Here is a 26,375-nt window from a genome sequence, read left to right as displayed (position 1 = left end):
GGAGCAAGAATTTGCCCGCGTAGGATGCCACCGATGGGAATTACCTGTGGGCTAGTGGGGCAAGTTCTCACTGCCGGTGAACCGTCACGATCACGCCGTCGAGTTGGGGGCAGAAATTGGCAAAGTACTTTTCCCCGGCAAGCTCCAGGGTGGCGGGTTTGGCGCATGCATCGCTTGGAAAGACCGCCGAGCTGCGCAGCCACGCAATGATGGCCGCCACTTCCTCCACGTCCAAAGCCATCAGCGACGCGCTGTTTGAGGAGCGTATGCATGCAATGGGCGGCGTACCCAGTGCGATCTCCAGGCAGACCGGGTTGACACCCTAGTTCAATGCGGTGGCGAGGTGCTTGGGGATCGCAGTGTTCATACAGGGAGGTGTGGGAGTCGCTGGGCGTGGTGCAGGCCGCAGGCTGTGCGGGGCAAGCTGGCATTGTCACCCACGCAAACGGGTCCGGCGCAGAGTTTGGGGGGCGGCCCCCGTCCAAGCTCATGCCAGCAAAAACCGCCGCCCCACCGGCGCGCCTGCTTCCAGCATCTCCACCGTCTCGTCTTTCAAGTCCACCCCCGACAACTGCCGCTTGCGGGATTCGCGCAGCAGCATGTGGAGTTTGTAGGCGGCATCGAAGTACGACAGGCCTTCGGGGCGCACGTTGGAAATGCAGTTGCGGGCGGCATCGGTCAGGCCGACCTGGGGGGCCCAGGTGAGGTACAGGCCCATGCTGTCGGGCGCGCTCAAGCCCGGGCGTTCGCCCACCAGCACCACCACGGCTTTGGCACCCAGCAATTGGCCTACCTCGTCGCCCACCGCCACGCGGCCCTGGCTGACGATGGTGGTGGGAGCGATGGACCAGTCTTCGGTCTCCAGGCGTTGCAGCAGGGCGTGGATGAAGGGGGGGGCGTTCTGGGCGATGGCCAGGGCCGACAGGCCGTCCACCACCACCAGGGCCAGGTCGTACGGGCACACGGGCTGGTACAGCGCCGCCAGTTGGTTGTGCGAGGCGGTGTTCAGGCGGCGACCCAGGTCGGGGCGCTGCAGGTAGGTGCTGCGGTCGGGGGCGGCACTGGCCAGTGGCAGGGCATCGGGGTGGCCGGGCAGCACATCGCCCAGCGCCTGCACCAGGCTGGCGGTGTCGAGCGGCAGGTGTACGGCATCGCGGGCGCGGGCGTGGTCGAGCTGGAAGTCGAGCTGCGGCGCGGTGGGCAGGCTGATGCCGCTGCGGCCCAGCGCAATGCGGGCGGCGGTGAGGCTGCGCAGGGCCTGCCAGGGGTTGGAAATTACAGTCATTTCAATTGCTCCACGTTTCGCGCTACCTTCAACCTGTGAAAGTAGCGCGTATTTGCGAAAAACACCGCAGAACCGGCTTTGCCGGGCTGCTGGTGTTGCCCCCTGCAAGGGGGGGAGCGCTGCCACACGCAGTGGGCAAGCCTGGGGGTGTACATAACTATTCCATCGCCAGCAAGGCTTGGGCAAATGGTTCGGGCAGGGCCGCGCCGAGCTGGGCCACACCGTCCCCTTCAAAAATTTGCATGCGGTGCAGCCAGGCCTCGAACTCGGGCGCGGGACGCAGGCCGAGCAGGCGGCGCACGTACAGCGCGTCGTGGAACGAGGTGGTCTGGTAGTTCAGCATGATGTCGTCCGAGCCGGGGATGCCCATCACGAAGTTGCAGCCCGCCGCGCCCAGCAGGGTGAGCAGCACGTCCATGTCGTTCTGGTCGGCCTCGGCGTGGTTGGTGTAGCACACGTCGCAGCCCATGGGCAGGCCCAGCAGCTTGGCGCAGAAGTGGTCTTCCAGCCCGGCGCGGATGATCTGCTTGCCGTCAAACAGGTATTCGGGGCCGATGAAGCCGACCACGGTGTTGACCAGCAGCGGCTGGAAGGCGCGGGCCACGGCGTAGGCGCGGGCCTCGCAGGTCTGCTGGTCCATGCCATGGTGGGCGTTGGCCGACAGGGCGCTGCCCTGGCCGGTTTCAAAGTACATCACGTTGTCGCCCACGGTGCCACGGTGGAGCGACAGGGCGGCGCTGCGGGCCTCGGCCAATAGCGCCAGATCGATGCCAAAGCTGCGGTTGGCCGCCTCGGTGCCGGCGATGGACTGGAACACCAGGTCCACCGGCGCGCCGCGCTCAATGGCCTGCAGGGTGTTGGTCACGTGGGTCAGCACGCAGCTTTGGGTGGGGATCTCGTAGCGCTGGATGATGGCATCCAGCATGGTCACGATCTTGATCACCTGGGGCACATTGTCGGTGGCGGGGTTGATACCGATCACCGCGTCGCCGCTGCCGTAGAGCAGGCCGTCGAGCACGCTGGCGGCGATGCCGCTGGTGTCGTCGGTGGGGTGATTTGGTTGCAGCCGGGTGGACAGGCGCTGCTCCAGCCCGATGGTGTTGCGAAACGCGGTGATGACGCGGCACTTCCTGGCCACCAGAATCAAATCCTGGTTGCGCATGATCTTGCTTACCGCCGCCGCCATCTCGGGCGTGATGCCGGGGGCCACCACGGCCAGCGTGGCGCTGTCCACCGCGTCGCTCAGCAGCCAGTTGCGGAAATCGCCCACGGTCAGGTGGCGGATCGGGGCGAAGGCGGCGGCATCATGGCTGTCGAGGATCAGGCGGGTGACTTCGTCGCTCTCGTAGGGCACCACCTGCAGGTTCAAAAACGTAACTAGCGGCAGATCGGCCAGGGTCATTTGCGCCGCCACCCGCTCTTGCGCATTGCCCGCCGCCACGCCCGCCAGCACATCGCCCGAGCGCAGGGGCGTGGCCTTGGCGAGCAAGTCACGGAGATCGCGGAAGCGGTAGGTGTGGGCACCGACCGTATGGACAAACTGGGGCATGCGGACCTTTGGGGTTGGAACGGCTTTGGTGCACGCAAAGCGTGCACAGTGCAAGTTGTGCAACTTTGATGCCAGCCGGGAGGGGCGTCAAATACTACAAAATATATAGCTACTAGCGCAGGCGAAATATGCGCTAGAGGCCGATTTGATGCTTAAAACTAGCTGTGCCGGTGTTGGGCCAATAGTTTGCCCATTGCCGCCTTGGCGCAGCGCTGCACCGCCATCAGCATCGGGCTGTGCGGCGCGGCCACGCCCCAGCGCTGGCGCAGGTCGTGCTGGATCCGGCCCAGCAGGTGGGCGGCCATTTCGGCATCGGCCAGCGCCCGGTGGGCCTGGCCGGACCGGGGCAGGCGGTGGTAATCCACCAGGGTGCCGAGTTTGTGGTTCGGCGCCTGCGGGTACAGGCGGCGCGACAGCAGCAGGGTGCACACAAAGGGCTGGTCCGCCGGGTCATCGATGCGGGCCAGCTCGGCCTGCCAGAACTTGCGGTCGAACGCAGCGTTGTGCGCTACCAGCGGCAGCTGGCCCACAAAGCGGCTGGCCTCGGCCATGGCCTGGGCGGCACTGGGCGCGCCGGCCAGCATGGCGTTGCTGATGCCGGTGAGCTGGGTGATGAAGCTGGGGATGCGCACCCCGGCGTTCATCAGGCTCTGGAAGCGGTCCACCACCTGGCCGTTGTCGACCAGCACGATAGCCACCTCGGTGGCACGGTCGCCCTGGCCGGGGGAGATGCCGGTGGTTTCGAAGTCGATCACGGCCAAGCGGGTCATGGCATGTTTCCTGGCAGGTCCCCTGGTAGCAGGGCCCACAAGGGCACGGCCTGCACGCCATCGCTCAGTGCAAAGCGGTGCTGGCCGGGGTAGACCACGTACAGCGCGTCCAGTTTCAGGTCGCGCTGGGCGATGCGCATGGATTGCGTGACCTTGGGTGCGTCGGCGCGCTGGAATTCCACCCCGATCCGCTGGCTGCCTTTGAGCATCAGCAGGTCCAGCCGGGCACCGGCGTGGGTGGACCAGGTCCAGGCGCTGTCGGGCTTGGCGATGCGCAGCACCTGCTCCAGTGCAAAACCCGTCCAGCTAGCACCGCACAGCGGGTGCGCCAGCAGCTGCGGCAGGGTCTGCACGCCCAGCAGCGCATGCAGCAGGCCGGAGTCGCGCAGGTAGAGCTTGGGGGCTTTCACCTGGCGCTTGCCCAGGTTTTCAAACCACGGCGGCAGCTGGCGCACCATGAAGGTTTGGGTCAGGTGGTCCAGGTAGCGGCGCACCGTGGTTTCGCTGGTGCCCAGCGAGCGCGCCAGCGGGGCGGCGTTCCAGGTCTGGCCGTGGGTCTGGGCGGCCATCTGCCAAAAGCGCAGCATGGTCGGTGCGGGCACGTTCATGCCCAGCTGCGGCAGGTCGCTGTACAAAAACCGCTGCATGGCCGCCTCGCGCCAGTGGGCGCTGACGGCATCGTCGGGCTCCAGAAACGCCTCGGGGAAGCCGCCGCGCAGCCACAGGCGGTGCACGGCATCGCCGTCTGCACCCACCTCGTTCAGGTTGAAGCCGGTCACCTCCAGCGTCACTGCCCGGCCCAGCAGCGACTCGCTCCGGTGCATGGCGCGCGGCGTGGCGCTGCCCAGCAACAGGTACTGGCCTTTGCGCTGGATGTGCGTGGGGCGGTCGATCAGCACGCGCAGCACCTCGCACAGTTCGGGCATGTGCTGCACCTCGTCGATCACCACCAGGCCGTTCAGCGGGACCAGCGCGGCCATGGGCTCGGCCAGGCGGCGGCGTGCAGCGGCGTTTTCCAGGTCGAAGTAATTCGGCGAGTCGGGGGCCACGAAGGCGCGCGCCAGCGTGGTTTTTCCCACCTGCCGGGGCCCCACCAATTCGACCGCGCGGAAGGAGGTAAGCAGCTGGCAGAGGCGGTTTTGGAGGTCGGTGCGGGCAATCATGGAGGCGCGATTTTAAGGATAAATTGCTGGTAATTCGATTTACATGTGCAGGACATTCCAGCATTTATTTTTTATTTGCAGGTATATCCCATATAGCATGTTGGATTTTTCATATGAATGCAGGGTAAAGATCTAAAGGTCCGGTTTTGCATGATGCTCTTATTTTTAGAGCTGTTCACGCAGGGCTTACCTGCGCCAAAGCCCTGTTTGGCATCCAAGTGCATACCAACGCCCAATTAACTCCGGTGCTGCAAGAACGCGCCAGAGCGGCTACATTTTTTGCATGCCAGACATGACCACCGCCGCCGCCTTGACTCCGCCTTCCACCTCCAGCCCCACAGACACCGGCTTCCACACCCGCGAATGGATGGCCCTGGCGGCCATCATGGTGGGGGTGGCGCTGGGGGCGCTGGATACCGCCATCGCCAACACCGCGCTGCCCGCCATTGCCACGGATCTGCACGCACCGGCGGCCACTTCGATCTGGATCATCAACGCCTACCAGCTGGCCGTGGTGGCCAGCATGCTGCCGTTTGCGGCACTGGGCGATCTGGTGGGGCCACGGCGCATCTTTATCGGCGGGCTGGCGGGTTTCACCGTGGCATCGCTGCTGTGTACCTTGGCCAGCAGCCTGCCCCAGCTGGCGCTGGCCCGGGCGCTGCAGGGCATAGGCGCGGGCGCGCTGATGAGCGTCAACATTGCGCTGATCCGCCAGCTGTACCCGGCCGAGCGGCTGGGCCGGGGGGTGGGGTTGAATGCGCTGGTGGTGGGAGTGGGCTTCACCATCGGCCCGGCGGTGGCCTCGCTGGTGCTGTCGGTGGCCTCCTGGCCCTGGCTGTTTGCCATCAACGTGCCGCTGGGCCTGGTGGCGCTGGCCTTTGCGGTGCCCACGCTGCCGCGCAGTGCCCCACGTGGCCACAGCTTTGACCGGGTGGCCGCGTTCCTGACGGCCATCACCTTTGCTGCGCTGATTCTGGCGCTGGGCTCGGCTGCGCAGCGCGAGGCCTGGCCGCTGGTCGCCACGCCCTTGGCCGTCACGTTGGTGGCGGGCGCGCTGCTGCTGCGCCGCCAAGCTGGGCACCCGGCACCCATGCTGCCGCTGGACCTGCTGCGCCGCCCGATGTTTGCGCTGTCCACCGTCACCGCCATGGCGGCCTTTGCGGCGCAGGGTCTGGCCTTTGTGTCGCTGCCGTTTTACTTTGAAGAGGTGCTGCACCGCGACCCCATCAGCACCGGCTTTTTGATGGTGTCGTGGGCGCTGGTGGTGGCACTGGCGGCGCCCATTGCCGGGCGCATGTCCGACCGCCATCCACCCGGCCTGCTGGGCGGTGTGGGGCTGGCTTTGCTGTGTCTGGGCATGGTGTCGCTGGCGCTGCTGCCCACCGAGCCGCAGACGCTGGACATCGTGCTGCGCATGGCGCTGTGTGGTGCGGGTTTTGGTTTCTTCCAGTCGCCCAATCTGAAGGCGCTGATGTCCAGCGCCCCGCCCGAGCGCAGCGGCGGTGCCAGTGGCGTGATCGGTATGGCCCGCTTGATTGGCCAGACCACCGGCGCGGCCTTGGTGGCCCTGTGCTTTGGCCTGGCGGGCAGCCTGCACGGCCCCACCTGGGCACTGGGGCTGGGTGCCATGTTTGCGGGCTTGGCCTCCATGGCCAGCTTTGCACGGCTGTGGGCGCGGTAAAGAGCGGGTGAAGTGCACGCCGCCTGTGCGCTAGCGCACAGACCCGGTCCGGACCCGCTTTTACAAGCGGTAGATGTTGATACACAAAGGAGCCAGGCAATGTATATTGGAATGGTAGGACTCGGTCGGATGGGGGCCAGCATGGCCACCCGCCTTTTGCGCGGTGGGCACCGCTGCGTGGTCTATGACCGGCATACGCAGGACGTGGAGCGCATGGTGGGGCTGGGTGCCACCGGCACCGGCTCGCTGCAAGAACTGGTGGACGGCTTGCCGCAGCCGCGTGCGGTGTGGCTGATGGTGCCTGCGGCGGCGGTGGACGAGCTCCTGGCGCAGCTCACCCCGCTGCTGGCCGCGGGCGACATCGTGATAGACGGCGGCAACTCCCACTACCACGACGACATTTGCCGGGCCACCGCATTGAAGGCCCAGGGCCTGCATTACGTGGACGTGGGCACCAGCGGCGGCATCGCCGGGCTGGAGCGCGGTTACTGCCTGATGATTGGCGGAGAAAAAGACACGGTGCAGCACCTGTCGCCGCTATTTGCCACGCTGGCACCCGGTGTGGGCAACGCCGTGCCCACACCGGGCCGCCGTGCGGATGCCGGCAGTGCCGACCAGGGCTATCTGCACTGCGGGCCGCATGGCGCGGGCCACTTCGTCAAGATGGTGCACAACGGCATTGAATACGGCGTGATGGCCGCGTATGCCGAGGGCTTCAACATCCTGCGCAACGCCAATGTGGGCCAGCGCGACAGCGTGGTGGATGCCGAAACCACCCCGCTGCGCCATCCCGAGCACTACCAGTACGCGATGGACCTGCCCGAGATTGCCGAAGTCTGGCGGCGCGGCAGCGTCATCGGTTCCTGGCTGCTGGACCTGACCGCCACGGCGCTGACGGCCGACCCCGGGCTGGAGGGCTTTGACGGCCGGGTGTCGGACTCGGGCGAAGGCCGCTGGACCATCCAGGCCGCGATCGACGAAGCCGTGCCGGTACCCGTGTTGAGCGCCGCGCTGTACGCCCGCTTCAGCTCGCGCAATGAGGCCGACTTTGCCAACCGCGTGCAGTCCGCCATGCGGCATGAGTTTGGTGGCCACGTCGAGCAGCCTGCGGCCGGGGCCAAGCCGCAGGGCTGACCGGCAGGTGCCGGATTTTCGGCTTGGCGTAGTTCACTGCTCAGCGAGGCATCCCCATGCAATCTGGTAACAACGAGACCCTGGACCGGCTGTGCATCAACACCTTGCGCACCCTGGCCATCGACGCGGTGCAGGCGGCCAATTCCGGCCACCCGGGAACCCCCATGGGCGCGGCACCCACCGTGTACACCCTGTGGCAGCGCTTTCTGTGCTTCGACCCGACCGACCCGGCCTGGCCCAACCGCGACCGCTTTGTGCTGTCGGGTGGCCATGCCTCGGCCCTGCTGTACGGCCTGCTGCACCTGGGCGGTGTGCAGCAGGGCGACGCCGCGGGTGGTGCCGAGCCTGCGCGCCTGGCGGTGACGATGGCGGACCTGCAGAGCTTTCGCCAAGCCGGCAGCCGCTGCACCGGCCACCCGGAACACGGCTGGACGGCGGGGGTCGAAACCACCACCGGCCCGCTGGGCCAGGGCGTTGCCACCAGCGTGGGCATGGCCATCGCGCAGGCCTGGCTGGCAGCCACCTACAACCGCCCCGGCTACACCCTGTTCGACCACAAGGTCTACGCCCTGGCGGGCGACGGCGACATGATGGAAGGCATCAGCGCCGAAGCCGCGTCGCTGGCAGGCCACCTGCAACTCGCCAACCTGTGCTGGATTTACGACTGCAACCACATTAGTATCGAAGGGGCGACGGGCATCACCTTCACCGAAAACGTGGCTGCGCGGTTTGCGGCCTATGGCTGGCAGGTGCTGCAGGTGGCCGATGCCAACGACCTGGCGCTGCTGACCCACTGCCTGCAGGTATTTGCCCGCACGCAGGACCGGCCCACCCTGGTCATCGTGCAAAGCCATATCGGCTACGGCGCGCCGCACAAGCAAGACACCAAGGAAGCGCACGGCGAGCCGCTGGGGGTGGACGAGGTGCGGCTGGCCAAGCAGTTCTATGGCTGCGACCCCGACGCGCAGTTTGCGGTGCCCGAGGGCGTGGCGGCGCATTTCAGCGCCCACTTCGGCCAGCGGGGCCGGGAGGCGCACGCGGCATGGACCACCCGGTTTGCCGCCTACCGTGCGCTCTACCCGGCACTGGCCGCGCAGATCGCGCACCTGCAGCAGCGCACCCTGCCCGCGGGCTGGGACAGTGCGCTGCCCTCCTTTGCCGCCGATGCCAAGGGCCTGGCGACGCGCGACGCATCGGGCCAGGTGCTGAACGCCATTGCCGCCCACATGCCGTGGCTGCTGGGCGGCGCGGCGGATTTGTCGCCTTCCACCAAGACCGCACTGGACTTTGCCGGGGCCGGTGTGTTTGGGCCGCCTGTTACTGCTGGAACCCAGGCTCTGGGTTCGTACGCCGGGCGCAACTTCCATTTCGGGATCCGTGAACACGCCGTGTGCGCCGCCGCCAGTGGCATGGCGCTGGCCGGGCTGCGCGCCTACGCGGCCAGCTTCTTGATTTTTACCGACTACTGCCGCGGGGCCATCCGGCTGGCCGCCATGATGGGCCTGCCGGTCATCTACGTGTGGACGCACGACTCCATCGCCATGGGCGAAGACGGGCCCATGCACCAGCCCATCGAGCAACTGGCCTCGCTGCGGGCTTTGCCCGGCATGCTGGTGCTGCGCCCGGCCGATGCCAACGAGGTGGTCGAAACCTGGCGGGTGGTCCTGCAGCGCAGCGACTGCCCGGCCAGTTTGGTGCTGTCGCGCCAGGCCCTGCCCACGCTGGACCGCAGCCGGTACGCCAGCGCCGCCGGGGTCGCCCGCGGGGCCTACATCCTGGCCGATGCGGCAGATACGGAGAACGGCCCGCCCGCGGTGCTGCTGCTGGCCAGTGGCAGCGAGGTGGCGCTATGCATCGCCGCCTATGAGGAGTTGCAAGGCGAGGGTATCCGGGCCCGCGTGGTCAGCATGCCGTCGTGGGAACTGTTCGAGCAGCAGGGTGCCGCCTACTGCGACAGCGTGCTGCCCGACGGCGTGGAGGCCCGAGTCTCGGTAGAGGCGGCTTCGCCCCTGGGCTGGGAACGCTATGTAGGCCGCCGCGGTGCGGTCATCGCCATGCGTTCCTTCGGGCTCTCGGCACCCGGCAAAGTAGTGCAGGCGCATTTTGGTTTTGATGTGGCGCATGTGGTAGCTGCCGCCAAGCAGCAAATAGCTCTGTGCCGCGAGATCTGATGCCGGCGCTTGCGCCCGCCGACATGGCCATGCTGGATGGCCTGCAGCGCAGCGCCTTCGACTATTTCGTCCAGCACACCAACCTGGCCAATGGCCTGGTGGCCGACACTTCGCGGCCCGGCTCGCACGCGAGCATTGCCGTGGTGGGCTTTGCGCTGTCGGCCTATCCGGTGGCGGTGGAACGCGGCTGGATGGCGCGTGGCGACGCCGTACAGCGCAGCCTGGCGGCATTGCGCTTCTTTGCGCACAGTGACCAGAGCGGCACACCCGAAGCCAGCGGTGCCCACGGCTTCTACTTCCATTTTTTGCACATGGACAGCGGCACCCGGGCCTGGCGGTCCGAGCTGTCCTTGATCGACAGCACCCTGCTGGTGGCGGGCATGCTGACGGCCGCGGCCTATTTCACCGCCGCCACGGCCGACGAGACCGAGTTGCGCACGCTGGCCGACGCCTTGTACCGCCGGGTCGATTGGCGCTGGGCCCAGCACAAGGGTGCCGCTGTGGTACTGGGCTGGAAGCCCGAGAGCGGCTTCTTGCACTACGGCTGGCAGGGCTACAGCGAGGCCCTCATCCTCTACGTGCTGGGCCTGGGTTCGCCCACCCATCCCTTGACCGCCGCCAGCTTCGAGGCCTGGACCCGCACCTACCAATGGGAAAACCTGTACGGCTACGATTTTCTGTACGCGGGCCCGCTGTTCATCCACCAGTTTTCGCAGGCCTGGATCGACTTTCGGGGCATCCATGACCGCTTCATGCGCGAGAAGCGCTGCGACTATTTTGAAAACAGCCGTCGCGCCACCTACATCCAGCGCGAGTACGCCATCCGCAACCCGCGCAGCTTCAACGGCCTGGGCGCCGACGGCTGGGGCCTGTCTGCCGGAGACGGGCCGAGCACGCCCCGACAGCAGGTGGCCGGTCGGCGGCAGAGCTTTTACGGCTACGCTGCCCGGGGTGTGCCCTATGGCCCGGACGACGGCACGCTGTCCGGGCCCGCCACCCTGGCCTCGCTGGTGTTTGCCCCCGAGATCGTGGTGCCTGTGGTGCGCCAGTGGATGGCCCAGGGTGGCGAACGCACCGTGCTGGCCAGCGGCTTCAATGCCACGGTCCGCACGGCGGCCGGTGAGCCCTGGGTGTCCGAAGGCCGGTTCGGACTCGACCAGGGTTTGCTGGTGTTGATGCTGGAGAACCACCGTTCCGGGCTGGTGTGGCAGCTGTTGCGGAGCAGCCCGTACATCCGTGCGGGTTTGCAGCGGGCGGGCTTCCGCGGTGGCTGGTTAACGCCATGACGGCCGCAGACCCGGCCTGTGTCATGGTCGCGCAAGAGCGCAGTCCCCCGGCCCTCCCGCCTGGCTGGTCCAACCCGGTGGCGCGCGGGCGTTACGACTTGCTGGTGGTGGGCGCGGGCCCCGCCGGGCTGGTGGCGGCGCGCACCGCCGCCGCCGCCGGTGCCAAGGTGGCGCTGGTGGAAGCCCGCCAGATCGGTGGCAACTGCATCCATGCGGGCTGTATTCCTTCCAAAACCCTGCTCCGTAGCGCCAGCCTGTACGCCGACATGCGGGATGCCGCCGCGTTTGGCGTGCGGGCGCCTGCCGAGGTGGTCGTCGACTTCGGGGCCGCGATGGCCCGGGTGCAGCGCATCCGCGAGCGCCTGGGCCGCACCCTTTCGCCCGCGGTGTTGGCGGCCGAAGGCATCGCCCTGTACTTTGGCTATGCCCGCTTTGTCGGGCCGGATGCGGTGGAGGTGGCGGGCAGCACGCTGCGCTTCAAAAAGGCGCTGATCGCCACCGGTTCGCGCCCCGTGTGGCCGCAGATCGACGGGCTGGCCGAGGCGGGCTTTCTGAGCAACGAAACCGTGTTCGACCTGCAGGTGCTGCCGCCCAGCCTGCTGGTCATTGGCGGCGGGCCACTCGGCTGCGAACTGGCGCAGGCCTTTGCGCGGTTTGGCGCGCGCACCCTGATCTCCCACAGCGCGCCGCTGTTTCTGCCCAAGGAAGAGCGTGACGCGGCACAAATGGTCTCCGATGCCCTGGCCCACGATGGCGTGGAAATCCACCTGAACTGCCAGATTCTTTCGGTGCGTGCCGAAGGTGGGCGCAAGCGCGTCCGGATGCAGGTCGAAGGGGATGTGTCGGACACCGTGGTGGACGCCATATTGACCGGCATTGGCCGCCGGCCTGCGGTGCAGGGGCTGAACCTGGAGCGGGCGGGCGTGGCCTATGACGCCGATGTCGGCATCCAGGTGGATGACTTTTTGCGTACCACCAACCCGCGTATTTTTGCGGCAGGCGATGTCTGCCTGGAGCACCCTTTCACCAACACCGCCGAAGCCGCAGCGCGCATCGTGGTGCGCAACGCGCTGTTTCTGGGCCGCCAGCGTGCCAGCGCCTTGCTGATTCCCTGGTGCACCTATACCGACCCGCAGGTGGCGCATGTGGGTATGTACGTGCGCCAGGCACGGGAGCGCCATATCCCCGTGAAAACCTTCACCGTGCCCATGCACGCGGTGGACCGCGCGATTGCCGATGGTGAAGAAGACGGTTTCGTCAAAATCCATGTGCGGGAAGGCACGGACTGCATTCTGGGGGCCACCATTGTTGGCCGGTACGCCGGTGAAATGGTCAACACCGTGTCGATGGCCATGGTGACCGGCATGGGCCTGCGCCAGCTGGCCCAGGTGGTCCACGCCTATCCCACGCAAGGCGAGGCGATCCGGCAGGCGGCCAGCGCCTGTGCGGACACGCTGGCATCCCCGCTGCGGGCCTGGCTGCAGCGCAAATGGCTGGGACGGTAGCGGCATCGCCTGGGCCGGCGCGTAGGCGAAAATCGACACCATGACCTTACCCATTTCCCTGCCACTGCGCCGCTCCTGGCTGGCCCCCTTGGCGCTGGCAAGCGCTGTGCTGGCAGGCTGCGCATCCGCACCGCCCAAGGCCCCACCACTGTCGGCTCCCTCCCTCCCCAACGCCCAGCCCGTGGAGGCGGTGAACCGCGAGGCTGCACTCCAAACAGGCTTTGCGCGCTGGGTGGACAGCTTCCTGGCGACGGCACGCGCCGCAGGCATGGGCGAGGCCACGTTGCACGCCGCGTTCGACGGGGTGCGCTACCTGCCGCGCGTGGTCGAGCTGGACCGCGCGCAGCCCGAGTTCACCCGCACCGTCTGGGACTACCTGGACAACACCGTGTCGTCACAACGTATCACGCTGGGCCAGGACAAGCTGCTGCAGGTCCGCGCCGAGGCCGATGCCGCCGCCACCCGTTATGGCGTGCCGGCCACCATCCTGGTTGCCATCTGGGGCATGGAGAGCAACTACGGCGGCAACTACGGCAACACCCCCACCATCGACGCGCTGGCCACGCTGGGATTTGAGGGGCGGCGCGAAGACTGGGCCCGCGGCCAGCTGCTGGCAGCCTTGAAAATTCTGCAAAACGACGATATCGACCGCGCCCACATGGTCGGCTCCTGGGCCGGCGCCATGGGCCAGACCCAGTTTTTGCCGTCGAACTTTTTGGCCTACGCGGTGGATGCCGACGGCGACGGCCGGCGCGACATCTGGGGCAGCATGGCCGACGTGATGGCCTCCACCGCGAATTTCCTGGCCCGCTCGGGCTGGCAGGCGGACCAGCCCTGGGGTACCGAGGTGCAGCTGCCGCCGGGCTTCGACGTGGCCCGCGCCGACACCACGGTGCGCCAGCCGTCGGAGCAATGGGCTACCGAAGGCGTGCGCACCCTCGACGGCACGCCGCTGCCCGTGCTGGCCGATGCCGACCTGCTGCTCCCCGCTGGCGCCCGCGGCCCCGCCTTCCTGGTCGGCCCCAATTTCCGCGCCATCCTGCGCTACAACAATTCCACCAGCTACGCCCTCGCCGTCAGCCTGCTGGCCCAGCGCCTGGGCAATGGCCCCGGCGTGCAAGCCCCCTGGCCCCGCGACCTGCGGGCGCTGACCCGCAGCCAGTTGCAAGCCCTGCAGACCGCGCTGAACCAGCGTGGCTTTGCCAGCGGCACGCCCGACGGGATGATGGGGCCTGCGACGCGGGAGGGGATTCGGCGCTTCCAGCGCAGTGTGGGCTTGCCTGCCGATGGGTATCCGGATCTGGAGTTGCTGGGGCGGTTGGGGGCGCAATAGCCCGAGGTCCTGCCTTTTTGCTCACGTTTTAATAGCGTGCTACGCAGGATCTATAAGCGCTGGAGCCTGATTTTCTTTAAATTTACCAGGCATCAGCCATTGTCTTCGTCGGCTTCTTCCAGATGGACGCGTTGCGGCACCTGCCGACCGCAGCGCCGTACGCAGACCATCTGCTCCAGCGCATTCGCGTCTTTTTCGCCGCGCTGCGGGTCGCGGGCGTAGGCGACTCCGCGCAAGGGGCTGGCTGCGTCCTCGGCGCAGGCTATCTGGTCCCTGCGCCGATCCAGTTCGTCAAAGTGGTAGACGCAGCCCTCCAACGCCCGCAGGGGACGGCCTTTGCGCAGCAGGTGCACGGTCACCCGTATCGTTTGGAACGGTCCCGTGCGGCCGAGGAACTCACCGCCGTCCAGGTACATCCTGAACTCGCCCTGGTCGCGGCTCCAGCCCAGGTAGTGGGCACCCAGGGACGCGAAGGCATTGCTGCCCAGCGTCAGCGCGGCCAGCGAAACTAGGATGGGCAGAGCCCGGCGGCGTAGCTTTCCCATGGCGTGCTGACTTAGACCAGGGCCACCGTCAGCTTGTAGCTGCTGGTCGAGCTACCGTCTGGCGACACCACATCGATGCTGATCACCGTGCCGGCTGCGACGGCCACTGTGCTGCTGGCACCTTGGGCCACGGCCGTTCCGTTGAGCTTCATGGAACTGATGTTGTTCGACATGGCCGTCGGCTTGATGGCAATGCTGGTGGTTCCGTTCGGCACGTTGAGGGTATAGGCATAGGTCCAGGGATCGAACTTGTTGGGCACCTTGTTGGGCGTGCTGTTGCTGGGCGCGGCCCAGTACACATCGACGCCCACCAGGGTGGCACCAGCGAATTCGATATTGCTCAGTACCGAATACTTCTTGTAGCCATCGGCCGTGTTGTAGTTGACCGTCGCGCCGCAGGGGTAGCTGCTGGTGGGGGAGGTGAAGTAATCCACCGGGCTATCGAGGCCGGTGCCGATGGAGTTGCCAATCGCCATCCAGTTCTTGTCGCGCCACATGTCGCCGATCATGCTCATGCGCGAGTTCTTGGTCGTTGGGCTGGTCGGATTGCCCAGGCGGCCACCACGTATGGACGGTGCGGTTGCGGCATCGCCGCGGTCTATCAGTTGCTGGAAGCACTTGATGAAGTTGTTTACGCCTTCCATGCCCACCGACACGTCCTGGTGCGCATTAGTCACCTCGGTAACCTGGCCGAGGACACTGCTCTTCTTGTAATTGGCCAGCAGTTGCTGGGTCAGCGACAGGAAGATGTCGGCCTTGGCGGTGTTGTACTGGGTGGTATCTGCGGTGTAGGCCCGGTTGCAGGCCTACATGTCCGAACCAAAGACCCAGCCGGTCTGGTTGACGATGGCAGTCATCAGGCCATTGGTATGCCCAGGCTGGGTGTAGGCCGTGACCTGCACATTGCCCAGGTCCAGCACCTGGCCATCCTTGATGGCCACCGCCGCCGTGCCGGCCGCCTTGAAATCCGCGCGGCTGGCGGCCATGAAGGCGGCTTTTTCGATGGCCGAGGCGTACAAGGTGATGCCAGCCGAGGTGAAGTTGTAAATCTGCTCCGCGTGGTCGGGATGGTTGTGGCCGACGATGATGTCGTAGGGCTTGGTGGCAATGCTGTCGATAAAGGTTTTGAGGTTGGCTTTCTGGTAGCCGTACTCGCCCGCGTCAAACACCAGACCGCGTGTGCTGCCCTCGATGTAGAACACAAAGGCCTGGAAGTATTCGGCCGGGTTGTTGATCTTCCATACCGTGGGCGTGGTGCTGGTGCCGGGGTGCATCAGCTTGGCTTGGAAGGCGCCGACGTTCGGGCGCACGATGTTCCAGGTGAAGCTCTGCACCGCGCTGGTCGCCAGGCCGTTTTTCTTGGCTACTGCCTTCAGCTTGTACAGGCGGAAGTCGGTGGTCGAGGTGAGTGGATTGACGAATTGCAGCACGCCGTTTTTGTCGAAGTCGTATTCGGTGCCGGTGGTCGTCGGGTCGGCAGGCTCGGTGCCATCGAAGGTGTAGGTGTAATAGATCTGGGCACCTGGCGTGGGCGTGGAAATCCGGATGTAGCGGCGCGGGGCGGTGGTGCCGGGTTTGCACATCACCTGCGGCGGTGCAACCAGTTGGCCGGTGATGGTGTCCAGAATAGTCTTGGCTTCGCCAGCGGTCAGGGCGGCCGTGGGGGCGAACTGCGTGCTGCTGCTGCCCTTCATGTAGCCCGCCGCGACCATGGCGTTGACGCTGGCCTTGCGGCTGGCGGTGGTTGCCCCCGCATCGGTGAAGGTGGACAGCGCATTCGTGCTGGAGACTGGAATCTTGAACGCCTTGGCGTAGATTTCTGCCGCCTCTTCACGCGTCACCTTTTGGTCGGGATAAAAGTAGCCCAGCACGTTGCTGACAATCGATTCTTCCAGTGCGGTTTCGATTTCTTTGGCGTTCGCGGTCACACCCAGTTTGACGTCGACGAAGGTGGGTTGCGTCAGCCGGTACGGGTTGTTGTACTCGGAGGAATGCACCCAGTCGAAATACTTGGAGATCGATGCGACGAAGCTGGCCCGTGTCATGGTCTCTGCATTGGGATCGGGTGCGTCATCGCCGCCGCCACAGCCCGCCACCACTGTGGCAGTGGCGGCGGAGGCCAGTAACGCGGGCAACCCCAGCAATTGGCCGAAGAAGCGGCGCGACATCTTGTCTTGCGGAGCTTCCGCTGCGATGGGGCCTGGTGCAGTTAGCTTGGCGCTGCGGGGGATCATGGTCTTTTCGGTCATGCGGGGTGCTCCTGGGTAGAGTTTTAAAAAGCGTCGCCGCGGCTGCAATGCGATCGTTGGGGTATTGGTTCAGGTAATGTACGAACTAGTGAGTGATATCCGTATCAGGTAAAACCCGAGCCCATAAACGGGGCCAAACCGCAGTCAGCCAGGCCTTTGCGCGGGTGTGTATACGGGCCGGTCGTTGCCTTTGGTACCCAATTCATGGGGATAATCCAAACCAACTAAAAGGATTCCGTTGGCCATGAGTAAAACCAGTACTGCGCACGCGATCGACCAGACTGTTGGCGCAGGTACAGCCAGCGCACCAGAGACAATGCTTGAAACTGGCCATGCGCGCGACTCTGCGAAAACCTTGCAGAATATTTTGGAAGTGGCCTCGCAGGAATTTGAGAGCAAGGGCTTCAACGGTGCGCGCATCGACGCCATTGCCGAGGCCACACGCACCAGCAAGCGGATGATTTACTACCACTTCGATGGCAAAGAGGGTCTGTATATCGCCGTGCTGGAAGCCGCGTACCGCCGCATCCGCGAAATCGAGTTGTCCATGCATCTGGAGGATTTGGACCCGGTGGATGCACTGCGCGAGTTGACCGGATTTACCCATGACTACCATCTGCAGAATCCCGGATTTGTGCGCCTGGTGATGGTGGAAAACATCCACAACGGCGCCTATCTGGCACGCTCTAAAGTGATCCAGAGCGTCAACAATTCCGCCATTGAAACGCTAAGTGCCATCTACGAGCGCGGGGTAGAGTCCGGGGTTTTCCACCCAGGCATCCGGCCTATAGATTTGCATTTTTTAATCAGCGCACAGTCGTTCTACAACGTCTCCAATCGAAAGACTTTTGCGCTGATCTTCAAGCAAGATGTGGAGTCTCCCGCAGCCATCGCGGCGCGGCGTGCCGGCATTATTGAGAGTGTGGTGCGGATGGTGCTGAAATAGGAAGCAGCCGTCTTTTGGATGGCATGGATTGCTTGCAAATTTATAGCAGTCTATACAAGCTTTAAAAGCGCTGGTGGCCTATTTAACGCGCAGATTCAATTACAAAGTGCGCCTGATCACAACTGGGCCTGGCTGCCATGCACTCAACCGTGGCGCGCAGTGTCCAGCATGGTGGCCCGCACAATATCGTTCAGGCCGCTCTGGTAGGCTTTGCACTGGCTCTTGAGCCACTCCACCACATCGGCATCGATACGCACGGTTAACTGCTGCTTAGCAGGCCGACAGAACTTGCCTCGCACTGCCCCTTCTAGCCCGCCACTTTGGTGGCGGGAAGGTCCGAAAAAACAATAGCGCTTTTCGGCAAAATCAAACGTCAATATTCCCCGCCCGCAGCGCATTCGCCTCAATGAACTCGCGGCGTGGCTCCACCTCGTCGCCCATCAGCATGGTGAACACGCGATCGGCTTCGATGGCATCGTCGATCTGTACGCGCAGCAGGCGGCGCACGGTCGGGTCCATCGTCGTTTCCCAGAGCTGGGCGGGGTTCATTTCGCCCAGGCCCTTGTAGCGCTGGCGGCTGGTGGCGTGTTCGGCTTGGGCGATGAGCCAGGCCATGGCTTGGCGGAAGTCGCTGACCTTCTCTTCCTTTTGGCGCTCGCCTTCACCGCGCATGACCTTGGCACCTTCGCTGAGCAGGTCTTTGAAGGTGTTGGCGGCCTCGGCCAGGGCGGCGTAGTCGGAGCCGTGCACGAAGTCTTGCGTGAGCACGCTGCTTTTGATGTTGCCGTGGTGGCGGCGGCTGATGCGCAGGATGGGTTTGTCGGTGCGCACGTCGAACTCACCGGCTACCTCGGCATCGGGCAGACGGGCTTGCAGGGCGGCGGCGGACACTTCGGCGTCGGCCACGGTGTCCAGGTTGAGCGCCACACCATCGGCCACCGAGCGCAGGGCTTCGGCATCCATGAAGTTTTGCAGGCGGGCGATGACGGCCTGGGCCAGTTGGTGCTTGCGCGCCAGCTCGGCCAGGGTGTCGCCGCTGAGCGTGCTGCCGTTGTCGCCACCGGTGTAGACCGAGGCGTGGATGAGCGCGATGCGCAGCAGGAAGCCGTCCAGGGCGCTGGCATCTTTCAGGTACAGCTCTTCCTTGCCGGCCTTGACCTTGTACAGCGGCGGCTGGGCGATGTAGATGTGGCCGCGTTCCACCAGCTCGGGCATTTGGCGGTAAAAGAAGGTGAGCAGCAGGGTACGGATGTGCGCGCCGTCCACGTCCGCGTCGGTCATGATGATGATGCGGTGGTAGCGCAGCTTGGCGACGTTGAAGTCGTCGTTGCCGGTGGTGCCTCCGGCCTTGCCGATGCCGGTGCCCAGGGCGGTGATCAGCGTCAGGATTTCGTTGCTGGTCAGCAGCTTTTCGTAGCGCGCTTTTTCCACGTTCAGGATCTTGCCGCGCAGGGGCAGGATGGCCTGGAACTTACGGTCGCGGCCCTGCTTGGCGGAGCCACCGGCGGAGTCGCCCTCGACGATGTAGATCTCGCACATGGCGGGGTCTTTTTCCTGGCAGTCGGCCAGTTTGCCGGGCAGGCCCATGCCGTCGAGCACGCCTTTGCGGCGGGTCATGTCGCGGGCTTTGCGGGCGGCTTCGCGGGCGCGGGCGGCTTCGATGATCTTGCCGACGATGATCTTGGCATCGGCCGGGCGCTCTTGCAGGTAGTCGTGCAGCAGGCGGCTGACGATGTCTTCCACCGGGCCGCGCACTTCGGAGCTGACGAGCTTGTCTTTGGTCTGGCTGCTGAATTTAGGTTCGGGCACTTTCACGCTCAGCACGCAGGTCAGGCCTTCTCGCATGTCGTCGCCGGTGACTTCGACCTTGGCTTTTTTAGCGATTTCGCTGTCGTCGATGTACTTGTTGATGACCCGCGTCATGGCGGCGCGCAGGCCGGTCAGGTGGGTGCCGCCGTCGCGTTGGGGGATGTTGTTGGTGAAGCACAGCACCTGCTCGTTGTAGCCGCTGTTCCACTGCATCGCCACTTCCACGCCGATGTTGGTGTTCTGGTCGCTTTGGCGGTCGCCCATGGCGTGGAAGATGTTGGGGTTCAACACCGTCTTGCCCTTGTTGATGAAGTTCACAAAGCCTTTGACACCGCCTGCACCTGAGAAGTCATCTTCTTTGCCGCTGCGCTCGTCTTTGAGGCGGATCTTCACGCCGTTGTTCAAAAAGCTGAGCTCGCGCAGGCGCTTGCTCAAGATTTCGTAATGGAAGTCGGAGTTGGTCTGGAAGATTTCCAGGTCGGGTGCAAAGTGCACTTCGGTGCCGCGCTTTTCGGTGTCACCAATGATGTGCATGGGCGAGACTTCCACGCCGTTCACGGTTTCCAGCAGGCGGTTTTGCACAAAGCCTTTGCTGAATTCCATCACGTGGATCTTACCGTCGCGGCGAATGGTCAGGCGCAGCATTTTGCTCAACGCGTTCACGCAGCTCACGCCCACGCCGTGCAGGCCGCCCGATACCTTGTAGCTGTTCTGGTTGAACTTGCCGCCCGCGTGCAGTTCAGTCAGGGCGATTTCTGCGGCCGAGCGTTTGGGCTCGTGCTTGTCGTCCATCTTGATGCCGGTGGGGATGCCGCGGCCGTTGTCCACCACGCTGATGGAGTTGTCGGAGTGGATGGTGACCAGAATGTCGTCGCAGTGGCCGGCCAGCGATTCGTCGATGGAGTTGTCCACCACCTCGAACACCAGGTGGTGTAGGCCGGTGCCGTCCGAGGTGTCGCCGATGTACATGCCGGGGCGCTTGCGCACCGCTTCCAGGCCTTCCAGGATCTGGATCGAGCCTTCGCCGTAGGCTTCGGTGGCACCCGCCTGGTTGGTGTCGATGGTGGGCTGGAAGTTGGAGCTTTCGGCCGTGCTGTCGCCCGTGTTCACCGCTTCCATGGATTCGGCATCGGTGGGGACAGGAGGGGTTGGAACGGGCGTGTTTTCTTCGGTCATGGCGTACTCTGCTGGTGGGAGGGAGTGCCCCCCATGGAGCGTAATTTATAAGGAAAATAGGCCTCTAGCGTAGATAACGCATAGGCCTGTAGCTACTATTTTTGTAGTATTGAATCGGCAGCGTTAAATGCGCATCGGCATCACGACATATTTGAAATTTTCGTTCTCGGGAATGGTCAGCAGCGCCGAGCTGTTGCTGTCGCCCAGCGAGATGGTGACCATGTCTTGCTGCATATTGGCCAGCGCATCGATCAGGTAGGTGACGTTGAAGCCAATCTCGATACTGTCACCGCCGTAGTCCACGTCCAGCTCGTCCACGGCTTCTTCCTGTTCGGCGTTGTTGGACGCGACGCGCAGGCTGCCCGGTTCGACATTCAGGCGCACGCCCTTGAACTTGTCGCTGGTCAGGATGGCGGTGCGCTGCAGGCTGGACAAAAAGGCCTGGCGGCCCAGGGTGATGTGGTTCTGGTGGTTCTTGGGAATCACGCGGTTGTAGTCGGGGAACTTGCCCTCCACCAGCTTGGTGACGAACTCCATGCCGTCAAAGCTGAACTTGGCCTGGTTGTTGGCAAACTGCATCTCGATCGCACCTTCGGCATCGCTGAGCAGGCGCTGCATTTCCAGCACAGTCTTGCGCGGCAAGATCACCTCTTGCTTGGGCACTTCCACGTCCAGCGCGGCCGAGGCAAAGGCCAGGCGGTGGCCGTCGGTCGACACCAGGCTGAGCTGGTTGCCTTCGGCCACAAACAAAATACCGTTCAGGTAGTAGCGGATGTCGTGCACCGCCATGGCAAACGATACCTGGCCCAGCAGGGCTTTCAGGGTTTTTTGCGGCACGCTGAACACGGGGCCAAAGTTGGCCGCCTCTTGCACCAGCGGAAAGTCTTCGGCGGGCAGGGTTTGCAGCGTGAACTTGCTCTTGCCGCCCTTGAGGATGAGCTTGTTTTGGCTGGATTCGAGCGACACGGTCTGGTCGGCGGGCATGGTGCGCAGGATGTCGATCAGCTTGCGGGCACCCACGGTGGTGCTGAAGTCGCCCGCGTCACCGTCGAGCTCGGCGCTGGTGCGGATCTGGATTTCCAGATCGCTGGTGGTCAGCTGTACTGTGCTGCCGGTTTTGCGCAACATCACGTTGGCCAAAATCGGCAGGGTGTGCTTGCGCTCCACAATCCCGGCGACCGACTGCAGAACCGCGAGAACCTTGCTTTGTGTTGCCTTCAAAACGATCATGTCAATCCCATAATTTTTAGAAACAAGCTTTTTGGAAAATACCGGCAGGCCTGATTTTCCCTGTTTTTATCTGCACTTTTGGACCGCCTTCAGGACTTACGCAAGTCCCCCGTGCGCCCAAAGGGTCGCGCAGGGGACGCTGCGTAAGTTCTAACCCTTTAATGTTTGCTCCAGCACGTGCAATTGCTGGTTCAGCTCGGTGAGCTGCTGGCGTTCGCCGCCAATTTTGCGCACCGCGTGCAGCACCGTGGTGTGGTCGCGGCCGCCGAACAATTCGCCGATTTCGGGCAGGCTTTTTTGCGTCAGCTCCTTGGCCAGGTACATCGCAATCTGGCGCGGCCGCGCAATGCTGGCCGGGCGCTTTTTGCTGTACATGTCGGCGACCTTGATCTTGTAGTAGTCGGCCACGGTCTTCTGGATGTTCTCCACCGAGATTTGCCGATTCTGGATGGACAACAAGTCGCGCAAGGCTTCGCGGGCCAGCTGGATCGACATTTCCTTTTGGTTGAAACGCGAATAGGCCAGGCATTTGCGCAGCGCGCCTTCGAGCTCGCGCACGTTGGAGCGCACGTTCTTGGCCACGAAAAACGCCACTTCCTCGGGCATTTCGGTGCCCTCGGCACGCGATTTATTGATCAGAATCGCCACCCGCATTTCCAGCTCGGGCGGTTCGATGGCCACCGTCAGGCCGGAATCGAAGCGCGACACCAGGCGCTCGTGGATGTCGGCCAAGCCCTTGGGGTAGGTGTCGCTGGTCATCACGATGTGCGACTTCTTGGTCAGCAGCGCTTCGAAGGCGTTGAAGAACTCTTCCTGCGTGCGGTCCTTGTTGGCGAAGAACTGCACGTCGTCAATCAGCAACAGATCCAGCGAGTGGTAACGCTCTTTGAATTCGTCAAAAGTCTTGCGCTGGTAGGCTTTAACCACATCGGAAACGAATTGTTCAGCATGGATGTAGAGAACTTTGGCGTCGGGCCGGTCGGCCAAAAGGCGGTTGCCCACGGCGTGCATCAAATGGGTCTTGCCCAGGCCGACACCGCCGTAGATGAACAACGGGTTGTACAGCTGGCCGGGTGTGCCGGAAACGTGCATGGCGGCGGCGCGGGCCATGCGGTTGGCCGTACCTTCGACCAGCGTGTCAAAGGTCAGCGCGGTGTTCAGGCGGTTTTTGAATTGCGCCTGGGTCGGGTCTTCGGCGGCGGTAGTGGGTTCTGGAATCGCGCCTACGCCCTGGGGTGTCAGCGCCGTGGCGTGCACACGCACCTGGGCTTCCCGCGGAGTAAGGACTAACTCAAGTGGAATGGTTTGGCCATAAAGCTTTTCCAGCAGGGCACTGATGCGGCCTACGTACTGTGCACGGATCCAGTCCAGCTTGAAGCGGTTGGCGACAAACAAAGTGACTTTGGAGAAGTCGTCGTTGACCTGCGCCACCAGGGGCTTGATCCAGGTGTTGAACTGCTGCTCGGGCAGTTCTTGGGCCAACTGCTCTGCGCAGGCTTGCCATAGGCTGTGGCCTGCGCCTGCGCCGGTGTTGGTGGGGGTTCCCTCTGTCATTGTGGGGGGTGTCTACTTCTGTGGATAAATGAGGGATCGGCGAACCGACCATTGTAGTTTGTCCCGCCCTTATCCACAATTTGCTGCGAATGGCTTGCGCGCTGCCCCGGCACGCGCCTTGGCAAGGCATATCTTGCCACGCCCCGAAAAATTTGCCATAATGCCGGGTTTCCCTGACTAAATTCATCTAGACAGTTTCCGGGCCTCGCGTGAGTAACGTGAGTTAAGGCTTTGGGGTATCGAACAGATGGAGATGGGTGTAGCGGGCTTTGTGTCACTGAAGGTGGTGCCAGGCTTTCAGCTTCAGGGTCCATCAAAAGGGCATTCAACCGCCCCCCATTTTTTGGCAATGCACCAATAGGCGCTGCCGATCCGAACTCTTCTAGGATGTCATCATGAAACGCACTTACCAACCGTCGAAAATCAAGCGTGCCCGTACCCATGGTTTCATGGTCCGCATGAAAACCCGTGGCGGCCGTGCTGTCATCAACGCTCGCCGCGCCAAAGGCCGCAAACGTCTGGCTGTCTAAGCTGGCGCACTGACTTCGGTCTGAAACCTGCCGTGCAGCGACTTAAAACGCGGGCGCAGTTTCAGGCCGTTTTAGCGGGTAAAACCGTGGCCCGGACACCGCACTTTGCGTTGCACCGCGCTACTTTGGATGTGCTCCCCGTGCCGCCCAAAACCACCGCTAAATCCACACCCTCTCTTACAGAGCCCGAGTCCACGCGACCGCAGGCTCTGTTTGGCGTTCAGGACGTGTGGGTGGGGGCCATGGCACCCAAGCGCTGGGCCAAGCGTGCGGTGACCCGCAACGCGATCAAGCGCCAGATCTACCAGGTGGTCCAGGCTTTTGAGCCGCGCTTTCCGCAAGCGGCCCACGTGGTACGTCTGCGGGGGGTGTTTGACCGCAAGGTGTTTCTCAGCGCCACGTCCGAGCCGCTCAAGTTGGCGGTGCGTACCGAGCTGGAGCAGTTGTTTGGCATGGCTGTCACCAAAGTGGAACCTGCGCCATGATGCAATCCTTGCTGATGGGGGTCGTGCGTGGCTACCGGTTGCTGCTCAGCCCGTGGCTGGGTTCGGCCTGTCGTTTTGAGCCCACTTGCTCGGTGTACGCATTGGCGGTTTTAGAGCGGCATGGCGCGGCAGCAGGTTCTTATTTGACGCTCAGGCGGTTGGCGCGCTGCCACCCCTGGTGCGACGGTGGGCTCGACTTGCCTCCGCGCGAGCGTCCACGGCTTTTTTCTCCCTTGCTTTCCTCCTCTTCACATAAGAAGTCTTCATGAACGATATTCGCCGAACCATCCTGTGGGTGATTTTTGGTTTTTCTATGGTGTTGCTGTGGGATAAATGGCAAGTTTTCAACGGCCATAAAGCAACCTTCTTCCCGTCACCCGTGGAGCAGGCGGCTTTAGCCAAGCCTGCAGCAGGTACCTCCTCGGTACCCGCACCTGTGGCCGCTACGCCAGCAGCTGGCGTGGCCCAGGTACCTGTAGATCCTGCTGCGCCTGCCGCCACCAAAGAGCAGGTGCTGGTCACCACCGACTTGCTGAAGCTGACCTTTGACACCGAAGGCGGCTCCCTGGTGCGTTCCGAGTTGTTGGGTCAGGTCGATATGGCCGACAAGTCGAAGAACTTTGTCTTGCTCGACGACAGCAAAGACCGTTATTACCAAGCCCAGACCGGGTTGATTGCCGGTGTTGGATCGGTAGCCGGCGCGGCTTTGCCTAGCCATAAAACGGTAATGACCCTGGTGCCCGGCGAACGCACTTTGGCAGAAGGTGCCAAGGACCTGACGGTTCGCTTTGAATCGCCCGTAGTTGGCGGCATCAAGCTGGTCAAGACCTACTCGCTGGCCCGTGGTTCCTACGTGATCAACGTGAAGCATGAAGTGCAAAACGTCGGCACCACCGCGGTATCGCCCCAGCTGTACCTGCAATTGGTGCGCGACGGCAATAAGCCACCGGGCGAGTCCTCGTTCTACTCCACCTTCACCGGCCCTGCGGTCTACACCGATGCCATGAAGTACCAAAAGGTCGAGTTCAAGAAGATTGAAGAAAACAAGGTCGATATCGAGAAGACCTCCACCACCGGCTACGTGGCTATGGTGCAGCATTACTTTGCCAGCGCCTGGTTGCTGGGCGACGGCATCCAGCGCGACCTGTTCATGCGCAAGGTCGATACCAACCTGTACGCGGTCGGCATGATCACGCCGATGAACGACATCGCCCCCGGCGCCAGCAAATCGGTAGATGCCCGCATGTTCGTGGGCCCACAGCTTGAAAAACTATTGGAGTCGCTGACCCCCGGCCTGGAGCTGGTGAAGGACTATGGCTGGGTCAAGATTCTGGCCGAGCCGCTGTACTGGCTGCTCGACAAGATCCACAGCGTGCTCATGAACTGGGGCTGGTCGATTGTGGCCCTAGTGCTATTGCTGAAGATCGCCTTTTACTGGCTCAATGCCAAGGCTTACTCCAGCATGGCCAAGATGAAGGCCATCAACCCCCGCATCACCGAAATGCGCGAGCGCCTGAAAGACAAGCCTGCCGAAATGCAGCAGGCCATGATGAAAATTTACCGCGAAGAAAAGATCAACCCGATGGGCGGCTGCTTCCCCATCATGATCCAGATTCCGGTGTTTATGGCCCTGTACTGGGTGTTGCTGTCCAGCGTGGAAATGCGCAACGCGCCCTGGGCGCTGTGGATCCATGACCTGTCGTCGCCCGATCCGTTCTTCATCTTGCCGGTGCTGATGGCCATGACCACCATGCTGCAAACCTCGTTGAACCCCGCGCCGCCAGATCCGCTGCAGGCCAAAATGATGTGGTTTATGCCGCTGGCGTTCTCGGTGATGTTTTTCTTCTTCCCGGCCGGGCTGGTGATGTACTGGATTACCAACAACGCCTTGTCGATCGCCCAGCAGTGGATCATCAACACCCGTATGGGCGTTCCACCGAAGTTCCATTTGCCCTCGTTCAAATAACACCACCC

The 26,375-nt window shown here is 63.6% G+C and carries 23 protein-coding genes; 11 read left to right on the top strand and 12 right to left on the bottom strand.

Annotation, left to right across the window (positions count from 1 at the left end):
* Positions 1 to 67: 67 nt before the first annotated feature.
* From Q0T48_RS03860 to Q0T48_RS03840, 5 genes are all read right to left on the bottom strand, one after another.
* A complete protein-coding gene (locus Q0T48_RS03860) occupies positions 68 to 241 on the bottom strand; it encodes a hypothetical protein (protein WP_295952631.1) in 174 nt (57 codons plus the stop codon).
* Between the two features lie 246 nt (positions 242 to 487).
* Positions 488 to 1,285, bottom strand: coding sequence for an ethanolamine ammonia-lyase subunit EutC (gene eutC, locus Q0T48_RS03855; RefSeq protein ID WP_295952628.1), 798 nt, complete (start codon positions 1,283 to 1,285; stop codon positions 488 to 490).
* Positions 1,286 to 1,442: 157 nt separating this feature from the next.
* Positions 1,443 to 2,834: an ethanolamine ammonia-lyase subunit EutB gene (locus tag Q0T48_RS03850; protein WP_295952626.1), complete on the bottom strand. Its 1,392-nt coding sequence runs from the start codon at positions 2,832 to 2,834 to the stop codon at positions 1,443 to 1,445.
* 158 nt (positions 2,835 to 2,992) lie between these two features.
* The gene (locus Q0T48_RS03845) at positions 2,993 to 3,604 is read right to left on the bottom strand and encodes a 3'-5' exonuclease (RefSeq protein WP_295952623.1); all 612 of its coding nucleotides are present in this window, start codon (positions 3,602 to 3,604) and stop codon (positions 2,993 to 2,995) included.
* On the bottom strand, positions 3,601 to 4,767 hold the full coding sequence (locus Q0T48_RS03840) for an ATP-binding protein (protein ID WP_295952620.1): 1,167 nt from the start codon (positions 4,765 to 4,767) through the stop codon (positions 3,601 to 3,603). The genes Q0T48_RS03845 and Q0T48_RS03840 overlap by 4 nt, the downstream gene beginning before the upstream one ends.
* A gap of 367 nt (positions 4,768 to 5,134) precedes the next feature.
* Here Q0T48_RS03840 and Q0T48_RS03835 point away from each other — a divergent pair, with 367 nt between their 5' ends.
* The 6 genes from Q0T48_RS03835 (at position 5,135) to Q0T48_RS03810 (ending at position 13,877) form a co-directional block, all read left to right on the top strand.
* Positions 5,135 to 6,448: an MFS transporter gene (locus Q0T48_RS03835; RefSeq protein ID WP_295952741.1), complete on the top strand. Its 1,314-nt coding sequence runs from the start codon at positions 5,135 to 5,137 to the stop codon at positions 6,446 to 6,448.
* Positions 6,449 to 6,547: 99 nt separating this feature from the next.
* Positions 6,548 to 7,582: a phosphogluconate dehydrogenase (NAD(+)-dependent, decarboxylating) gene (gnd, locus tag Q0T48_RS03830; RefSeq protein WP_295952617.1), complete on the top strand. Its 1,035-nt coding sequence runs from the start codon at positions 6,548 to 6,550 to the stop codon at positions 7,580 to 7,582.
* A gap of 56 nt (positions 7,583 to 7,638) precedes the next feature.
* Complete coding sequence (gene tkt, locus Q0T48_RS03825) at positions 7,639 to 9,753, top strand: transketolase (protein WP_295952615.1); 2,115 nt, start codon at positions 7,639 to 7,641, stop codon at positions 9,751 to 9,753.
* Positions 9,753 to 11,039 carry a glucoamylase family protein gene (locus tag Q0T48_RS03820; protein ID WP_295952612.1) on the top strand — a complete coding sequence of 429 codons (1,287 nt, stop codon included), beginning with the start codon at positions 9,753 to 9,755 and terminating at the stop codon, positions 11,037 to 11,039. Before tkt ends, Q0T48_RS03820 begins: the two co-directional genes overlap by 1 nt.
* A complete protein-coding gene (locus Q0T48_RS03815; RefSeq protein ID WP_295952609.1) occupies positions 11,036 to 12,544 on the top strand; it encodes a mercuric reductase in 1,509 nt (502 codons plus the stop codon). Before Q0T48_RS03820 ends, Q0T48_RS03815 begins: the two co-directional genes overlap by 4 nt.
* A 40-nt stretch (positions 12,545 to 12,584) precedes the next feature.
* Entirely contained in the window at positions 12,585 to 13,877 is a 1,293-nt protein-coding gene (locus Q0T48_RS03810; protein WP_295952607.1) for a lytic murein transglycosylase, read from the top strand.
* Positions 13,878 to 13,969: 92 nt separating this feature from the next.
* Here Q0T48_RS03810 and Q0T48_RS03805 read toward each other — a convergent pair whose 3' ends face one another.
* The 3 genes from Q0T48_RS03805 to Q0T48_RS03795 all read right to left on the bottom strand — a co-directional run bounded on the left by Q0T48_RS03805 (position 13,970) and on the right by Q0T48_RS03795 (position 16,671).
* On the bottom strand, positions 13,970 to 14,422 hold the full coding sequence (locus Q0T48_RS03805) for a hypothetical protein (RefSeq protein ID WP_295952605.1): 453 nt from the start codon (positions 14,420 to 14,422) through the stop codon (positions 13,970 to 13,972).
* Between the two features lie 11 nt (positions 14,423 to 14,433).
* Positions 14,434 to 15,099 (bottom strand): cadherin-like beta sandwich domain-containing protein, encoded by a 666-nt coding sequence (locus tag Q0T48_RS03800; protein ID WP_295952602.1) that lies wholly within the window; start codon positions 15,097 to 15,099, stop codon positions 14,434 to 14,436.
* Between the two features lie 129 nt (positions 15,100 to 15,228).
* Positions 15,229 to 16,671: an S-layer homology domain-containing protein gene (locus Q0T48_RS03795; protein ID WP_295952599.1), complete on the bottom strand. Its 1,443-nt coding sequence runs from the start codon at positions 16,669 to 16,671 to the stop codon at positions 15,229 to 15,231.
* A 244-nt stretch (positions 16,672 to 16,915) separates the two neighbouring features.
* Here Q0T48_RS03795 and Q0T48_RS03790 point away from each other — a divergent pair, with 244 nt between their 5' ends.
* A complete protein-coding gene (locus Q0T48_RS03790) occupies positions 16,916 to 17,617 on the top strand; it encodes a TetR/AcrR family transcriptional regulator (RefSeq protein ID WP_295952597.1) in 702 nt (233 codons plus the stop codon).
* A gap of 143 nt (positions 17,618 to 17,760) precedes the next feature.
* On the opposite strand, the gene Q0T48_RS03785 is transcribed toward Q0T48_RS03790, so the two are convergent.
* From Q0T48_RS03785 to dnaA, 4 genes are all read right to left on the bottom strand, one after another.
* Positions 17,761 to 18,015 (bottom strand): BrnA antitoxin family protein, encoded by a 255-nt coding sequence (locus tag Q0T48_RS03785; RefSeq protein ID WP_295952594.1) that lies wholly within the window; start codon positions 18,013 to 18,015, stop codon positions 17,761 to 17,763.
* Positions 17,984 to 20,602, bottom strand: a complete 2,619-nt coding sequence (gene gyrB / locus Q0T48_RS03780; RefSeq protein ID WP_295952593.1) for a DNA topoisomerase (ATP-hydrolyzing) subunit B — start codon at positions 20,600 to 20,602, stop codon at positions 17,984 to 17,986. Before gyrB ends, Q0T48_RS03785 begins: the two co-directional genes overlap by 32 nt.
* A gap of 123 nt (positions 20,603 to 20,725) precedes the next feature.
* The gene (dnaN, locus tag Q0T48_RS03775; RefSeq protein WP_295952591.1) at positions 20,726 to 21,832 is read right to left on the bottom strand and encodes a DNA polymerase III subunit beta; all 1,107 of its coding nucleotides are present in this window, start codon (positions 21,830 to 21,832) and stop codon (positions 20,726 to 20,728) included.
* 150 nt (positions 21,833 to 21,982) lie between these two features.
* A complete protein-coding gene (dnaA, locus tag Q0T48_RS03770) occupies positions 21,983 to 23,386 on the bottom strand; it encodes a chromosomal replication initiator protein DnaA (protein WP_295952587.1) in 1,404 nt (467 codons plus the stop codon).
* A 395-nt stretch (positions 23,387 to 23,781) separates the two neighbouring features.
* Between dnaA and rpmH the strand changes: the two genes are divergently transcribed.
* From rpmH to yidC, 4 genes are read left to right on the top strand one after another with little or no spacing between them, the layout of a single operon-like run.
* A complete protein-coding gene (gene rpmH / locus Q0T48_RS03765; protein ID WP_092757190.1) occupies positions 23,782 to 23,916 on the top strand; it encodes a 50S ribosomal protein L34 in 135 nt (44 codons plus the stop codon).
* A 32-nt stretch (positions 23,917 to 23,948) separates the two neighbouring features.
* Positions 23,949 to 24,401: a ribonuclease P protein component gene (locus Q0T48_RS03760; RefSeq protein WP_295952582.1), complete on the top strand. Its 453-nt coding sequence runs from the start codon at positions 23,949 to 23,951 to the stop codon at positions 24,399 to 24,401.
* On the top strand, positions 24,398 to 24,670 hold the full coding sequence (yidD, locus tag Q0T48_RS03755; RefSeq protein WP_295952579.1) for a membrane protein insertion efficiency factor YidD: 273 nt from the start codon (positions 24,398 to 24,400) through the stop codon (positions 24,668 to 24,670). Before Q0T48_RS03760 ends, yidD begins: the two co-directional genes overlap by 4 nt.
* Positions 24,667 to 26,367 (top strand): membrane protein insertase YidC, encoded by a 1,701-nt coding sequence (gene yidC, locus Q0T48_RS03750; RefSeq protein ID WP_295952576.1) that lies wholly within the window; start codon positions 24,667 to 24,669, stop codon positions 26,365 to 26,367. The genes yidD and yidC overlap by 4 nt, the downstream gene beginning before the upstream one ends.
* The last annotated feature ends 8 nt before the right edge of the window (positions 26,368 to 26,375 follow it).

Source organism: Rhodoferax sp. (assembly GCF_025354435.1).
Classification (GTDB): domain Bacteria; phylum Pseudomonadota; class Gammaproteobacteria; order Burkholderiales; family Burkholderiaceae_C; genus Rhodoferax_B.
Note: the sequence above shows the minus strand (reverse complement) of the source record. Positions and strands in the feature narration are given on the sequence as shown.

Coding starts and splice junctions, on each gene's coding strand:
- gyrB (WP_295952593.1), bottom strand. CDS start 20,602: ATGACCGAAGAAAACACGCCCGTTCCAACCCCTCCTGTCCCCACCGAT.
- tkt (WP_295952615.1), top strand. CDS start 7,639: ATGCAATCTGGTAACAACGAGACCCTGGACCGGCTGTGCATCAACACC.
- rpmH (WP_092757190.1), top strand. CDS start 23,782: ATGAAACGCACTTACCAACCGTCGAAAATCAAGCGTGCCCGTACCCAT.
- dnaA (WP_295952587.1), bottom strand. CDS start 23,386: ATGACAGAGGGAACCCCCACCAACACCGGCGCAGGCGCAGGCCACAGC.
- Q0T48_RS03805 (WP_295952605.1), bottom strand. CDS start 14,422: ATGGGAAAGCTACGCCGCCGGGCTCTGCCCATCCTAGTTTCGCTGGCC.
- Q0T48_RS03815 (WP_295952609.1), top strand. CDS start 11,036: ATGACGGCCGCAGACCCGGCCTGTGTCATGGTCGCGCAAGAGCGCAGT.
- dnaN (WP_295952591.1), bottom strand. CDS start 21,832: ATGATCGTTTTGAAGGCAACACAAAGCAAGGTTCTCGCGGTTCTGCAG.
- gnd (WP_295952617.1), top strand. CDS start 6,548: ATGTATATTGGAATGGTAGGACTCGGTCGGATGGGGGCCAGCATGGCC.
- Q0T48_RS03795 (WP_295952599.1), bottom strand. CDS start 16,671: ATGACCGAAAAGACCATGATCCCCCGCAGCGCCAAGCTAACTGCACCA.
- Q0T48_RS03810 (WP_295952607.1), top strand. CDS start 12,585: ATGACCTTACCCATTTCCCTGCCACTGCGCCGCTCCTGGCTGGCCCCC.
- Q0T48_RS03820 (WP_295952612.1), top strand. CDS start 9,753: ATGCCGGCGCTTGCGCCCGCCGACATGGCCATGCTGGATGGCCTGCAG.
- Q0T48_RS03785 (WP_295952594.1), bottom strand. CDS start 18,015: ATGCGCTGCGGGCGGGGAATATTGACGTTTGATTTTGCCGAAAAGCGC.
- Q0T48_RS03850 (WP_295952626.1), bottom strand. CDS start 2,834: ATGCCCCAGTTTGTCCATACGGTCGGTGCCCACACCTACCGCTTCCGC.
- Q0T48_RS03845 (WP_295952623.1), bottom strand. CDS start 3,604: ATGACCCGCTTGGCCGTGATCGACTTCGAAACCACCGGCATCTCCCCC.
- eutC (WP_295952628.1), bottom strand. CDS start 1,285: ATGACTGTAATTTCCAACCCCTGGCAGGCCCTGCGCAGCCTCACCGCC.
- Q0T48_RS03835 (WP_295952741.1), top strand. CDS start 5,135: ATGGCCCTGGCGGCCATCATGGTGGGGGTGGCGCTGGGGGCGCTGGAT.
- Q0T48_RS03790 (WP_295952597.1), top strand. CDS start 16,916: ATGAGTAAAACCAGTACTGCGCACGCGATCGACCAGACTGTTGGCGCA.
- Q0T48_RS03860 (WP_295952631.1), bottom strand. CDS start 241: ATGGCTTTGGACGTGGAGGAAGTGGCGGCCATCATTGCGTGGCTGCGC.
- yidC (WP_295952576.1), top strand. CDS start 24,667: ATGAACGATATTCGCCGAACCATCCTGTGGGTGATTTTTGGTTTTTCT.
- yidD (WP_295952579.1), top strand. CDS start 24,398: ATGATGCAATCCTTGCTGATGGGGGTCGTGCGTGGCTACCGGTTGCTG.
- Q0T48_RS03840 (WP_295952620.1), bottom strand. CDS start 4,767: ATGATTGCCCGCACCGACCTCCAAAACCGCCTCTGCCAGCTGCTTACC.